Below are 15,077 nucleotides of genomic sequence, written 5' to 3' on the forward strand. Positions count from 1 at the left end.
GCCCCGTTGGCTACATCGAATTGTTCGTCAGCTAATTATCGAATTCTTTTTAAAAATCAGGCCATAGATTGCCTGTTGACCGCCGGTTTAGGTTAAATTTACCCAAGTATCGACATCCTGGTCATCAGGAGAATCCGACGAATCCCGGTTCTAACTATGCAATTTTCTCACCTACACTGCCATACCCAATACTCGCTGCTCGACGGTCAGGCTGACATTAAGAAGCTGATCAAGAAAGCTAAAGCCGATAACATGCCTGCCGTTGCAATTACCGACCACGGCAATATGTTTGGCGTATTCGAGTTTGTGGCCGAAGCCAGCAAGCAGGGTATCAAGCCAATTGTTGGCTGCGAGTTTTATGTGGTGGAAGACCATACCAAGAAGCAGTTCACAAAAGAGCAGAAAGATGTTCGATACCACCAGCTCCTGCTGGCCAAGAACGCAACCGGATATAAAAACCTGGCTAAACTCTGCTCACTGGGCTATATAGAGGGCTTGTACGGCAAATACCCCCGCGTTACCAAAGAGCTGATCGATAAGTATAAAGAAGGACTGATTGCCTCCACCTGCTGCATTGGTGCTTCGGTACCCAAAACCATTCTTAAGAAAGGAGAAGCCGCCGGCGAAATTGAATTCAAATGGTGGCTCGACCGCTTTGGTGAAGATTATTACGTCGAGCTGCAACGCCATGAAATTCCGGATCAGATCAAAGCCAACGAGATTCTGATCAAATTTGCCCGGAAGTATAATGTCAAGATCATTGCGTCCAACGATTCGCACTATGTCGATCAGGACGATTGGGTTGCGCACGACATTCTCCTGTGCGTAAACACCAACGAAAAACAAAGCACGCCGTCGATGAAGGACTTCAGCGACGATGAGGTGATGCCAAAGAACACCCGCTTCGCGTTCTTCAGCGACCAGTTCTATTTCAAGAACACGCAGGAGATGACGACGCTCTTTAAAGACCTGCCCGAAGCCATCGACAACACCAACGAAATTGTGGGTAAAGTCGATACGCTGAAGCTGAAGCGGGATATTATGCTGCCCAACTTCCCCATTCCGCAGGAGTTTCAGCAGCATAGCGACGATGTGCTCAACCAGTGGGAATATTTGCGCCACCTTACCTATGAGGGGGCCAAAGAACGCTATGTCGACATTCTGCCGCACATTCAGGAGCGTCTTGACTTCGAGTTATTCACGATCAAGACAATGGGATTCGCCGGGTACTTCCTCATCGTAGCCGACTTTATTAAAGCCGGGCGCGACCTGGGCGTTATGATTGGCCCTGGTCGTGGTTCGGCAGCGGGTAGCGCCGTGGCCTATTGCACGGGCATCACCAACATCGACCCTATTAAATACGACTTGCTGTTTGAGCGGTTCCTGAACCCCGACCGGAAGTCGATGCCCGATATTGACACGGACTTCGACGACGAAGGCCGCCAGAAAGTAATTGATTACGTTGTTCAGAAGTACGGAAAGCAGCAGGTAGCCCAGATCGTCACATACGGTACGATGGCGTCGAAATCGTCGATTAAAGACGTAGCGCGGGTGATGGACCTACCCCTGCAGGATGCCAACGCGGTAGTGAAGCTGGTGCCCGACAAGCCGACTTACAACATGACCCTCAAGCGAATTTTCGAAGACCCGCTTGAGGGGCCGGGTGGTTTATCGAACGTTATCCAGCCCGAAGAACTGGATAATGTAAAGCGCATGCGGGCCCTGGAATCGGGCGATCGGAGCGCAGCGCAGGCCATGCGGATTGTCGATTACGAAAAAGTGTCGGCCGTACTCAAGCAGGCGCGCAAACTGGAGGGCACCGTTCGCAATACGGGTCTTCACGCAGCCGGTATCATCATCGCCCCCAGCGACCTGTCGGATATTGTACCGGTGTCGACCTCGAAAGATACGACCCTGATTATTACCCAATATGAGGGCAAGGTTATTGAGGATGCCGGAGTAATCAAGATGGACTTTCTGGGGTTGCGAAACCTGACCATCATTAAGGAATGCCTGCGGCTGATCAAGCAGAATCATGACATTTCCATTGCCATAGACGATATTCCGCTGGACGACGAAGAGACGTACAAACTCTTCCAGCGGGGCGAAACCAACGCCGTTTTCCAGTTTGAATCCGACGGCATGAAGAAGCACATGAAAGATCTGAAGCCCGACCGCTTCGGTGACCTCATTGCCATGAACGCCCTCTACCGTCCGGGGCCGATTGCCTACATCCCGAACTACATTAACCGGAAGCACGGCCGTGAAGAGGTTAAGTACGATATGCCGGAAATGGAGGAATACCTGGCTGATACGTACGGCATTACGGTTTATCAGGAGCAGTTGATGCTGCTGTCGCAGAAGCTCGGCAACTTTACCAAGGGCGACGCCGACGTGCTTCGGAAGGCGATGGGTAAGAAGGATAAAGCTACGCTCGACAAGATGAAGGGGAAATTTATGGATGGTTGCGCGTCGAACAACCTCCCCCTGAAGGTCTGCGAGAAAGTCTGGACCGACTGGGAAGCCTTTGCCTCCTACGCCTTCAACAAATCGCACTCAACCTGTTACGCTTTCGTAGCCTATCAAACCGCCTACCTCAAAGCGCATTACCGCTCGGAGTATATGGCAGCCGTTTTAACAAGCTGCCTGGGCACGATTGATAAAATTACATTCTTCATGGAAGAGTGTAAAAATATAAACATCCCCGTACTGGGTCCCGATGTTAACGAATCGGAACGGTTCTTTGGTGTCAACAAGAAAGGCGAAATCCGTTTCGGCTTGGGCGGCATCAAGGGGGCGGGCGACGCAGCCGTTGAAGCTATTATTGAGGAGCGGAAAGCTGGCGGGCCCTTCAAAGACATTTTCGATTTTGCCATCCGGGTCAACCTCCGAACCGTAAACAAAAAAACCTGGGAATCGCTGGCTTATGCAGGTGCGTTCGATAGCATCGACGAGTACCACCGGGCACAGTATTTCGAGTTGGGCGAGGGCGACACGTCGCCGTTTCTGGACAAGATTATCCGCTACGCCAACAACTACCACGCCGAGAAAGCAGCCGCCCAGCAATCGCTGTTTGGTGCCATGATGAATGGCGAACCCATGCTGGCCCGCCCCAAGGCTCCAAACGTAGAAGAATGGAACCAAATCCAGAAACTGAAATTCGAGAAAGACGTGGTTGGTTTTTACATAACCGGCCATCCGCTCGATGAATTCAAACTCGAAATGGATGGGTTCTGTAACTGTACGCTGGCGAATCTTTTTGAGACAAAACAGGCCGAAATTAAGGTTGGCGGGATTGTTTCGGCGGTGCAGATGCGCGTTACCAAGAGCGGCAATCCGTTTTGCATCTTTAAGTTTGAAGATTACAACTCCTCGCTGGAGATGGCCCTTTTCGGTGATGACTATGTCCGGCTGGTGCAATACATTGAAGTGGGCCGGTTCCTGCACATCACCGGAAAAACCCAGAACAAATGGGGCTCCGAGCAACTGGAGTTCAAGCCTACCAGCATCCGCCTGCTGAACGATATGCGGGAGAAATTCTGCAAAGAGTTACGCGTTTCGCTGACGCTCGATTCGCTGAACGCTCAACTTGTGGCCAGGATCAACGAGCTTGTCAATGCCCACCCCGGCACCTGTACGCTGTCGCTCAACGTGGTGGACCCTGTCGAGCGCATTGAAGTCAGTTTACAGGCCAGAACGCTGAAAGTTTCACCCGCAAATTCGCTGCTTCGGTCATTGGAAGCCATGGAAGGCGTGACGTGTAAAGTAGCGTAATTATTGTTTACACGTGATTTAAATGACAAGAAAAGCCCGCCCTGTTCGACAGGGCGGGCTTTTCTTGTTAAGTAGATAGTAATTGATGAGTAGACAGGCAATCGGCTGATGGGTATTCAATAGACAAAGAATTGACTATCGAATACCAATTAACCAATTACCTGATTACTACTGCACAAGTACTTAATAACCTGGGTTCTGCTTAAACACCCCTTGTTGAAGGTCGATCTGGACCTGCGGAATTGGCAGATATTCGTCTTTACCAGCCGTGAATTTAGCACCACCGTATCCAAGCGTAAGCCGCTGGCTTTCGTATGCCAGGAATGAATTCAAGACAGGAGCAGCAACGCCCCAACGAACGAGATCATAAAAGCGGTGTCCTTCGCCCGAGAGTTCCAGTTTGCGCTCAAAGCGAACGGCATCCTGTGCAGCGGTCTTGCTGGCAAATGGAGTTGTATAGTTGCTGATAACATAGTTAGCCGCATTCTTTCCATCGGCAGTCTTCACCCAGAAAGACGCATTAGCCGCCCGGGTTCTAACCTGATTGATGTACGTACGTGCCGTTTCCAGACTACCTACTTCAATTTCGGCTTCAGCGGCCATCAATAAGACGTCAGCAAAACGAATGATGTTGTAGTTGATGGCCGAATACCCATCCGTCCAGGAGCTACCATCGGTTAATGTTTTATCCTGCGACCGGTAATAAACAAACTTCTTAGGTGAAAACGGTCCGGCGTAACTCTGATCGCGAATCCAGTCGAGACCTGGGTGAACCTGCCAGTCAAGATAAGGAATACCCCGACGACCGATCGACCAATCCAGACGAGGATCCAGTGGGCCGGCATCTGGTGTAAACGGAGCACTGGACGATATACCCTGATCGTTGGCTAACTGATTGGCACCCGTATTATACGAGCCATCCAGCAGAGGCAGACCATTGGCATTTACCCGGAATGAGTTTGCCAATTCGAAACTAGGCGCAAAGAAGCCGCAGCAACCAGCAGGACCGTTCGAACCCGTGTTGTACGGAAAGTTCAAATCCAGTTCCTGAGCGGAGTTCGCAACATCGCCCGTATTAACAGCCGCCTGGATTGCAAACACAGACTCTTCGCTATTATCCTTCGTAGCATTGAAGTTATCGGTATAGTTGGCGACCAGCGCGTATTTTTTACCGTTCGTTGTTTTTCCGTTTGCGATCACCTGATCGAATAATGCTTTAGCCTCGGCGTACTTTTTTTCGTACAAGTACGTCTTGGCCAGATACGTCATAGCAGCCCATTTGTTGGCCCGACCAGCTGCCGACTGGGTTTCCGGCAGGTTATCTTGAGCAAATTTGAAATCAGCTTCGATCTTTGGCCAGATGTCTACATCGTTCTTAACCTGTTCGATGCCGGAGCCGTAATCAACGGTCTCATCCACATAAGGTACCATGTTGAACGAGCGCTTCAACTCAAAATAATAGTGAGCGCGTAAAAAACGGGCTTCACCACTAAGTCTTAGTTTGTCAGCTGCCGAAACATCAGCACTCGCCGAAGGAAGCGCACGCAAAACAGCGTTAGCCCGGCTGATACCTTCGTACATACCCCGCCATTTGTCGTTCGCATCCCCGTTGCTGGGCAGAATTTCATAACGCTGGAAAGTGTTGAAGTTGGTCACACCGCCACCATCGCCCGAGTTAGACCCTTTGTTGGCATCGCCCCCCGAAATGCTGCCCCGCACCCAGTTGAATGAACTGGCCGCTCTGGAATACCCGCGTCCGTTCAACTGCGCGTAGGAAGACAGGAGCAACCCTTCAAACCCAGCCTTGCTGGTTATCTGGTTGAGCGCCAGCTGACCCGTAGCCGGCACGTCCAGAAATTTATCCTTACAGGCGAACGTAACCAGCGAAATCATGCCTGTTAGCATTACCCCTTTTAAAATGGTATTTTTCATAATATGATTTACCTGAAAATTAGATAAGTAGTGTTTGTGGCGTCGAGCTTATAAGGCTATAAACCCGACGCCAGGAAATCATCAATTAGAAGCCAAAGCTCAAGCCAACGTTGTAGCCGCGCGTAACGGGGTAGTTACCAATGTCAATACCAAAGTTCTGGTCAGCCGATCCGCCAACAGCTGGGTCCAGCCCGCTGTATTTGGTGATGGTGAACAGGTTGGTAGCCGACAGAGACAACCGCAACCGGCTTAGGTTCGCCTTATCCAGCAGTCGAGCCGGGAAGGTGTAGCCCAAAGTCAGGTATTGCATCCGGCCGTAAGAGCCATTTTCTACGTAGTAGGAGTTGGCCTGTGTATTCGTGCTGAAGTTCGACGTGTTTTCGAAGATGGGCACAGTCGTGTTCATGTTCGTTGGCAACCAGGAATCTTTCACCCGAGCGCTGACAGCGGCTCCCGGAAAAGAGGGATAGAAGTCAGTATACCATTTCGAGTTGTTAAAGATTTTGTTACCCAAAGACGCATACAACTGTGTGTTCAGATCAAAGCCTTTATACTTCAGCGTCAGGGTTACGCTACCGGTGAATTTAGGAATTGGGCTACCCAGGAAGGTACGGTCGCTATCATCGATCTTACCATCGCCATTCAGATCCTGAAAACGGAATCGGCCTGGGGCAGCACCTGGTTGTGCTGGAGCAGCAGCAACTTCTTCTTTCGTGTTGAACAAACCCAATACCCGATAGCCATAGAATGATGACAGATCATGACCCGGCTGGTTCCGAATAACCGGCGTACTTAAACGCTGACCATTGGCCTGGAAATACGGAACTGATGGAGCAATTGCCGTGATTTTGTTATCCAGAATGCTACCCACTGCGGTAACTTCATAGCCTAAATCACTGACAATGTTACCACGCGTTGTGACCAACAGGTCGATCCCTTTATTACGCATACTGGCTACGTTGATGTAGGGAGGGTTTGCCCGGTCACCAACGACGCCAGGCAGTGCCAGCGGATAGAGCAAATCTTTGGTATCTTTCTGCCAGAAATCAAGTACTACTTCTACTTTGTTGTTGAAGAAAGCACCGTCAATACCTATGTTCGAGGTGATACTCGTTTCCCATTTCGCATTTGGGTTGCCCAACTGACCACGGAAATAACCCGACTGTACCGATGTGTTGGCACCCGTAATGTCATAGCTGTTAGCCGCGCCCGATGCATAAAGCGTAAACTGGTTGGTAGCAGTCAGGTAGTTGGAGTTACCCATCAAACCGTAACCACCCCGAACTTTCAGATCCGATACCCAGGGAAGGTTCTTCATGAACTCTTCACCTGACAGACGCCACGCGGCCGAAACAGCGGGGAATACACCATACCGGTTTTCAGCACCAAACTGCGACGAACCATCACGACGAACCACACCCGTTAAAATGTATTTGTCGTTGTAGATGTACCGGGCCTGACCAAACAAGGAGTAGAAATTATTTCCCTTGCCATAGTAACTGTTAACGCTGCGGGTTGCGCCCGGCGTTGTTGTGCCAATGGTTACGTAGTTAGGATCGGTCGTGAATGGGTTCTGTCCTGAACCGTTAACACCCCGACCGCTGCCCGTGTTGAGGGCTTCGATACCTGCCAGAACGCTCAGATCGTGCAGGCCAAATTTCTGCTTGTACTGAGCCGTGTTGGTAAACGTCCAGGCCAGGCCAACGTTTGATCCTTCATTGTAAACGTAGTTCGTATTGTTTTCCGAGTTTTCGTACTGCGACCGGTTATACGAATTATTGTAGTTGCTGAAGTAAGTACCTCCAATACTACTACGCAGTGTCAGAGCTGGGATAACGTCATATTCCAGGTAGGCATTACCAAACGCAATAACGTTATAGTTGATATTGTCTTTAGCGCCAATTCGGTTAGCTACCGGGTTACGGGCGTTGTTGAAACCGGAAGCCGCTGTACCAGCATAGCCACCAAACGCGTTGTATACCGGAATAATGGGCGCCTGCCGGAAAGCCAGCAGAATATCGTTCTCATCGGCCGCAACGCTGGAGTTGTTGTTGGTGCCATTGCCTAATGCACTACCCGTACTTCCCTGTAAACCCGTGGTTGATACATAAGCCAATTGAATATTCTCACCGAATCTCAATTTTTTCGTGATGTCAAACTCCGTGTTCACGCGTAATGTATAACGGGAGAAATCGTTGTAGGTAATGATACCAGCCTGCTTCTGCATACCCAAACTGAGGTAATACCGGCTCGATTCAGTACCACCCGAGAATCCCAGTGTGTGGCGCATCAGCGGAGCAACGCGTGTGATGGCTTTGTACCAATCCGTACCTGTCTTGTTAGCGGCAATAACGTTGTAGATGGCTCCATTGGCTGGATTAACGTTATAGCGGGCAGCTTCTGCTGTCAAATCCACCTGCGATGCCGACAAACCTGTGCGGCTGCCAACCAGCAGGTAATCCGGTAGAACAGGTGTTTGACCTGAACCATACTGACCATTGGCAATACCGGTAAAGCTGTCCGGACCAACGGCAATGCCTGCCTGAAACAGATCATTCTTGCGTGCCTGCCACGTCCAGTCGGCTTGCTCCTGTGGATTCAGGATTTTCTGGCCATGACCAGGATCGGTAACTCCATACAGACCGTCGTACGTAATACTCAGTTTCTGAGCACGCCGTTGTCCTTTCTTCGTGGTGATAACAATAACCCCGGAGGCAGCCCGCGCACCATAAACGGATGCCGAAGCGGCATCTTTCAGAACGGTTGTCGTTTCAATATCATCGGGTGCGATGTATTGGATCGATTGCGTAGGTACACCATCGACCACGTATAAAGGCTGGTTACCCCCGAAGGAACCAAAGCCCCGTACCCGGACCTGGCTGGTTGTTCCTGGCTGACCATTTGTGATAACCGTTACACCGGCAACACGGCCCTGCAACTGCTGTTCAACGTTAGTAGAAGGTACTACTTTCAACTGAGCCGGTTTAACCGTAGAAACGGCTCCGGTAACATCCCGGCGATTCTCTGTCGAATAGCCTGTTACAACGACTTCACTTAAGGCAGTGGCGTCATCTTCGACCCGGATATCGAGGTTGGTTTGGTTGCCAACAGTCACTTCCTGGGTTTTGAAGCCAATGACCGAAATAACAAGCACCGGGTTAGTACCACGTACGTTGATCTTAAAGTTGCCGTCAGCATCAGAAGATGTTCCGGTTTGTGTACCTTTCAGTACAATGTTTGCCCCTGGAACAGGGCCATCAGCACCAGTAACTTTCCCCGTAACCTGGCGGTCTTGGGCAGAAGCATATAAGCTTCCCAGCAGGAGGACTGCAACCAGAAAAGTGGTTTGCAGAAACCTGTATAAAAATAATTTCATAAAGTATAGATTGGTTTATAAAAATGGGTAATCGGCCCAATATTATACGACAGAAATTATATTTCAAAAAGATATATGAATAGTACTAAGCGTTAAATTTTATTAAAATATTTTATTATTATTAAAGTTAAACACTTCTAAATTATCACTGCTGTCTTTCAGCAAGTTGGCTTATATATTATGTCAGATAAATTATCTTTTTGCTCAAAATTAAATTTTATTTTGAAGTACTAGTTTTATCCTATTTATTAACAAAATATCCAGCAATAATTAACTTTCTGTTTCGTACGACAAAGTTAACTATTACTGGATATTTTATTAGTATAAAAAGAAATTACTTAGAAATTTTCTTTCTATACTCAAACTGTTTACTCAACGAGTTTAAATATAATAACTAAGTAATTTAACTAAGTACAGGATGGATGAATTTAGAAATTCAGTATTGTACATCACCGAAAGAATAAAGTTGTTGATAATCGATTGGGTCTTGAAGGGAATAAAATGCCTAAATCTCAACGGCTCTTTATGATTTTATCCAGCAGGATTAAATGCCGGAAACCCAGCGTACGGTTCAGGAAAATCCTGTAAACCATATGCTGGGTTTCTGGAGGCAACGACTTCCAGCCCGACCAAAATGTGGGCTGAAGAGTGCTGTGGCTAATCTAACGGCTTATCCGGTGCCAGGCAACGCAAGCAATAAACGGGCTCTACACCCAACCCCTGACTGATTCCGTGAGCTGCTTCCAGAGCTAGTTCAAACGTTGAATAGCCTCCTTTCCAGCGACCCGTCAGATAGCCAAGTTTTTTAGACTGCATCCCTTTTCCATTGTTACAAAACCGGCAATTTCCTCTATGAAGTGTAACTTTTGGATTACGGTAATACGCATAAAAATAATAATTCATAACGTCTGTTTTTTTTACCATTTCACTGAGAAATTTTGGTGACAAGTGTAAGCGTGGCTACGATCAGTTAAACGTATCTTATGGCTTATCCGCTAAACTTTCGCAAAGCATGATCAAGTTTCATAAGATGACCCTGAAGACGAAAAAAGTGAATAAATGACGATTCTGTCCACTTGATGGAAAATTCAACAAATTACCTCATCAAACAGATGACGTAAAAACGCCTTTATCGAACCGCCATTGGTCTTCCAATCTTTAAATTACATATAAAGCTGATAAATAATTTTTGTCTTTGTTTCTCATTAACTCTTTTTTAACTTGATCACGCCAATATTAAATAGATTTTACACCGTTTTATTATATGAATTAATGAACAATTAATTTAAAAATACCTGGTTAAAGTCCGCAAATTGTCTGAATAGAATAAGTCTATTATTCATTTTATTTAGCAGATTTTAATAGCGGATAACTACTCATTTTTCTATAAAAAAATAAAAGTTGTCAATTACTGTGCAAATAGAATTACACAATAGACCAATATTTTGACTACCAACACCTTATTCAATTAGCAACCTTTAAGGCGGTATCTATTCAATTGAAATAAGCCGCCAAAAAAAATCTTTTTTACTAAGTATATTCCTTACATGGTAGCCTACACATTACTTATTCGACACGGCAAATAGGCGTAATGGAAGCTAGTCTTGTTGGGGTAATCGGCGTTCGGGCTTGAATAATTTTTTACGCTAAAGTAGTCAGCCTACCCGTCATGCCTTTTTAAAGACGATGTATCTTCCATCTGTATACGTCACACTATTTACCTGCTTATTTTTCTTCCTTCTATGCTTCAGCGGTTACGCATCTATAGTATTAAAATACTCTCTTGTAGCGCGTTATCACTCGCTTTATTGGCACCGGGTATCAGTTACGCTCAACCCAAACCGGTAGACATTAAGGTCGATTTAACGAAAACAAGAGAACCGCTGAAACCTATCTGGGCGTGGTTTGGCTACGATGAACCAAACTATACGTACATGAAGGATGGCAAAAAGCTACTTTCCGAAATCGCCAGCCTGAGCCAGGTACCGGTATTTGTGCGGGCGCACAGTTTGCTGGTTACCGGCGATGGGAAAGCCGCACTCAAGTGGGGTTCGACCAATGCATACACGGAAGATAAAAACGGCAAGCCGGTTTACGACTGGACAATTGTCGATAAGATATTTGATACCTATGTCGAACGGGGGATGAAACCCATTGCCCAGATCAGCTTCATGCCCGAAGCTATGTCGACAAAGCCCGAGCCGTATAAACACAACTGGGGGCCGGGAAATCAGTACAACGATATCTATACGGGCTGGGCTTATCCCCCCAAAGACTATAAGAAATGGAGTGAACTGGTCTACCAATGGGTGAAACACTCGGTAGCCCGTTACGGCCAGAAGGAAGTGGAAAGTTGGTACTGGGAGTTGTGGAATGAACCAAACATCGGCTACTGGAAAGGCACCGTAGAGGAATATATCAAGTTATATGACTACACCGCCGACGCGGTTAAACGAGCGCTGCCAACGGCCAAAATGGGTGGCCCCGAAGTGACCGGTCCGGGCAGCGAAGGTTCCGCCAGGTTTTTTCGGGCGTTCATGGATCATATTGTGAGCGGTACCAATGCCGTCACAGGCAAAGTTGGCGCGCCTATCGACTTTATTACATTCCATGCCAAAGGGGCCCCGAAACTGGTCAATGGCGTGGTGCAGATGAACATGGGAACCCAGTTTCGCGATATTGACAAGGGGTTCGAGATTGTAGCCTCCTACCCTACCCTTAAAAACTTACCGATCATCATTGGCGAGTCGGACCCCGAAGGATGCGCGGCCTGTTCGGAGGATCTGCACCCGCAAAACGCCTACCGAAACGGCACCATGTATTCCAGCTATACGGCTGCGGCTTTTGCCCGAAAGTATGATCTGGCTAGGGCACGTGGTGTGAATCTGTTAGGGGCGGTTACCTGGGCGTTTGAGTTCGAAGATCAGGCGTGGTTTCGCGGATTTCGGGATCTGGCCACCAATGGCGTCGATAAGCCGGTACTGAACGTATTTCGCATGTTCGGGATGATGCAGGGGAACCGGGTTGATGTCAACACCAACCTGGCCTATGATGCCAATAAGATCAGAAATGAAAGTGTTCGGGGTGAACGGGATATTAACGCGCTGGCGGCTAAAGATGCGCGATCGGCTACGGTAATGGTCTGGAATTACCACGACGACAATATCCTGGGGCCCGACTCGCCGGTCACTCTGGCGCTTAAAGGTATTCCGGCCCAACGGGTATTTATCCAGCATTATCGAATCGACCAGCAGTTTAGCAATTCGTACGAAGTGTGGAAGAAAATGGGCTCGCCTAAATCGCCGACCACTGAGCAAGTCGCCGAGTTGGAAAAGGCCGGTCAGTTGCAATTACTCACGTCGCCAACGTGGGTAAACGTCAGGAACGGTGAACTGACAATGCCCTTTTCACTGCCAACACAGGGCGTATCGCTGGTAAAATTATCCTGGTAAGCGATACCTGTCACCCGTTACCCGTTGTCCTCATCCCTATGAATCGCCGAACATTTACTAAAAAAACGGTACAGGCTTCTTCCTTACTTGGGTTAACACCTTCCTTTATGAATTTCACTGCCGGGAAACCGTTCGTTCGGCTGGGCGGGCCGTTATTCGACAAGTATAATGGGCCTGACGAATGGATAGCTGCGCTGAAGAAATACGATTACCGGGCGGCCTACTGCCCCCTCAAAACGGATGCGCCCGCCGATCAGATCAAGGCCTACGAAAACGCGGCAGAAAGGGCTGACATTGTTATTGCCGAGGTAGGTGCCTGGAGTAACCCGTTGAGCAATGACCCGGCCACCGCCCAGACGGCCATCAAAAAATGCGTCGATTCACTGGCTCTGGCCGAAGCCATTGGGGCGAACTGCTGCGTCAATGTCAGTGGGTCAAAAAATCCGGCACAGTGGGCCGGTCCCCACAAAGACAACCTCACGAAAGAGACCTTTGACCAGATTGTCGAGATCACCCGGCGCATCATTAACGACGTAAAACCCACCCGCACGTTTTTCGCGCTGGAACTGATGCCGTGGAGCTACCCGGATTCTGTCGACTCGTATGTGCGTCTGCTTAAAGCCGTTAACCATAAGCAGTTTGCCGTACATCTGGACCCTATGAATATCATTGTCAGTCCGCAGCTATTTTACACCAACGGGGAATTGATTCGTGACTGTTTCCGAAAGCTGGGACCCTATATCAAAAGCTGTCACGGCAAAGACATTATCTTAAAAGAAGACGTGTATACCCCTCAACTGGTGGAGTGCCGTCCGGGTTTGGGCCAGATGGATTACGCCGTTTATCTGAACGAACTCAGTAAACTAAAAAACATTCCGCTCATGATGGAGCATCTGCCCACAACGGAAGAGTACCAGAAAGCAGCAACCTACATCCGATCTGTGGGGTCGAAAGAAGGAATTTCCGTTTGAGTTATTGACATCGCGTAACAGGGAACGGATCGAACGTCACCAAAAAGTCGTCCCTTTTCATACAGCACGGTCAGGATCGCATCTGCTTCTATTGGCATATGGGAAAGAGGTGATCCTGATCTACGGCTGACTAGCCAGCGTATCGGAGTAACAACCCAAGTAAAGCGGCCCCGCCAATGACGGATAGCTCGGGTAATTTCCTGAACCGGTAGAGTAGTCCCACTGTGGCTAGAGCGATTATAATTGACGGAAGATCGACCAGTTGTCGACGTGCCAGCACAATAACTGCCCCGGCAATGGCCCCAACGGCGGCAACGGTTACGCCATCCACAAACGCTTTGACACCGGCATGCTTTCCCCAGCGCTTAAAGTAGGGTGCGGGCAGAATAGTGAATAAATAACAGGGCAGAAACGTGGCTAAAGCGGCTACACAAGCGCCCCAGAAACCAGCGACGAGATAGCCGATAAACGCTACCGTAATGACAACCGGACCGGGCGTTATCATGGCTACGGCAACAGCATCCAGAAACTGCTGTTCGGTCAGCCAGCCATATTCCTTCACAACACCGCCATACAAAAACGGGACAATGGCCAGTCCACTGCCGAAGACAAACGCACCGGCTTTGGCAAAAAACAACGCCAGTTGCCAAAGGATCGAGTCGGTGGGGATAAGCAGTATCTGCAGAAGAAAGGGCGCCAGGCTACTACCCATACCCGACCGAATAAACGGAGGGGGCGTTTTCACCAGCCAATAGATAGCTCCTGACAAAAGCACAAGCCACAGCAACTCGGATTCCATAACCACAGTCGCTATGGCCGACAGGCTGAACAACACCCAGCCTAAGGAGTCTTTTCCAATGGTCTTGGCGGTTAGTTTGTAGGTTCCTACGGCAATAATACCAATCACGGCTGCCCCAATACCATAGAAAATAGCCTGCATCCAGGGCAACCCCCCAAACTGTACATAGGCCCACCCCAGCAACAGGACCATCACAAATGAAGGCAGGACAAAGACCACTCCCGTTAAAGTAGCGCCTAGAACGCCATAGTGGACATAGCCAAGGTAAATAGCCAGTTGAGCCGCCAACGGTCCCGGAGCCAGTTGCGCCAGAGCCAGCCCCTCGCGGTAATCAGCTTCGGTAATCCACTGCCGCTCCACCACCAGATCGCGGTGCATAGCACTCACCAGCGCGGGCGGCCCACCGAATCCAAGCGCCCCCAGGCGCAAAAAGTAGTGAACCAACTCGCCCAGTGCGTAAGAAGATGGCGTTTTCATTTAGACATTAAAATGACCAGTTGCGTTAGTGTTTCATGTCGCCCGCTTTTCCGAATTGGTCCAGAGCAGCCCGGAACCCTTTAGCCAACGATGGAGCGGACCCGCGACCATAGTCGTATTGACGATACCAATCCAGCACAGGCAAGTCGAACAGCTCTTTTCCGGTAAAGGGCGGTGCGCTGGTTGCCGTTCCGGATACGGGTGAAGGTACGGCCGAAGCGGGCTGATTGGCGGGAAAGCAGTTTCGTATCACGAATAGCCTGTGCATACTTTTGGGCGAGTTCGGCGGTATAACC

General features: G+C 48.9%; 8 protein-coding genes. 3 read left to right on the forward strand and 5 right to left on the reverse strand.

The features are described from left to right. Window positions 1-156 precede the first annotated feature (156 nt). Window positions 157-3,774: a DNA polymerase III subunit alpha gene (gene dnaE, locus ACYVK4_RS00185; protein WP_461125460.1), complete on the forward strand. Its 3,618-nt coding sequence runs from the start codon at window positions 157-159 to the stop codon at window positions 3,772-3,774. Window positions 3,775-3,957: 183 nt separating this feature from the next. On the opposite strand, the gene ACYVK4_RS00190 is transcribed toward dnaE, so the two are convergent. The 3 genes from ACYVK4_RS00190 to ACYVK4_RS00200 all read right to left on the reverse strand — a co-directional run bounded on the left by ACYVK4_RS00190 (window position 3,958) and on the right by ACYVK4_RS00200 (window position 9,985). Beyond that, the gene (locus ACYVK4_RS00190) at window positions 3,958-5,706 is read right to left on the reverse strand and encodes a RagB/SusD family nutrient uptake outer membrane protein (RefSeq protein WP_461125461.1); all 1,749 of its coding nucleotides are present in this window, start codon (window positions 5,704-5,706) and stop codon (window positions 3,958-3,960) included. 85 nt (window positions 5,707-5,791) lie between these two features. Continuing rightward, window positions 5,792-9,082: a SusC/RagA family TonB-linked outer membrane protein gene (locus tag ACYVK4_RS00195; protein ID WP_461125462.1), complete on the reverse strand. Its 3,291-nt coding sequence runs from the start codon at window positions 9,080-9,082 to the stop codon at window positions 5,792-5,794. A gap of 657 nt (window positions 9,083-9,739) precedes the next feature. After that, window positions 9,740-9,985 (reverse strand): hypothetical protein, encoded by a 246-nt coding sequence (locus ACYVK4_RS00200; protein WP_461125463.1) that lies wholly within the window; start codon window positions 9,983-9,985, stop codon window positions 9,740-9,742. An 839-nt stretch (window positions 9,986-10,824) separates the two neighbouring features. Here ACYVK4_RS00200 and ACYVK4_RS00205 point away from each other — a divergent pair. Beyond that, window positions 10,825-12,534 carry a GH39 family glycosyl hydrolase gene (locus ACYVK4_RS00205; protein WP_461125464.1) on the forward strand — a complete coding sequence of 570 codons (1,710 nt, stop codon included), beginning with the start codon at window positions 10,825-10,827 and terminating at the stop codon, window positions 12,532-12,534. A 107-nt stretch (window positions 12,535-12,641) separates the two neighbouring features. Then, the gene (locus tag ACYVK4_RS00210; RefSeq protein WP_461125465.1) at window positions 12,642-13,505 is read left to right on the forward strand and encodes a sugar phosphate isomerase/epimerase family protein; all 864 of its coding nucleotides are present in this window, start codon (window positions 12,642-12,644) and stop codon (window positions 13,503-13,505) included. A gap of 130 nt (window positions 13,506-13,635) precedes the next feature. Here ACYVK4_RS00210 and ACYVK4_RS00215 read toward each other — a convergent pair whose 3' ends face one another. Next, on the reverse strand, window positions 13,636-14,781 hold the full coding sequence (locus ACYVK4_RS00215; RefSeq protein WP_461125466.1) for a chromate transporter: 1,146 nt from the start codon (window positions 14,779-14,781) through the stop codon (window positions 13,636-13,638). A gap of 25 nt (window positions 14,782-14,806) precedes the next feature. Next, complete coding sequence (locus ACYVK4_RS00220) at window positions 14,807-15,049, reverse strand: hypothetical protein (RefSeq protein WP_461125467.1); 243 nt, start codon at window positions 15,047-15,049, stop codon at window positions 14,807-14,809. Window positions 15,050-15,077: the final 28 nt, after the last annotated feature.

The sequence above is a fragment of the Spirosoma aerophilum genome, assembly GCF_054782495.1.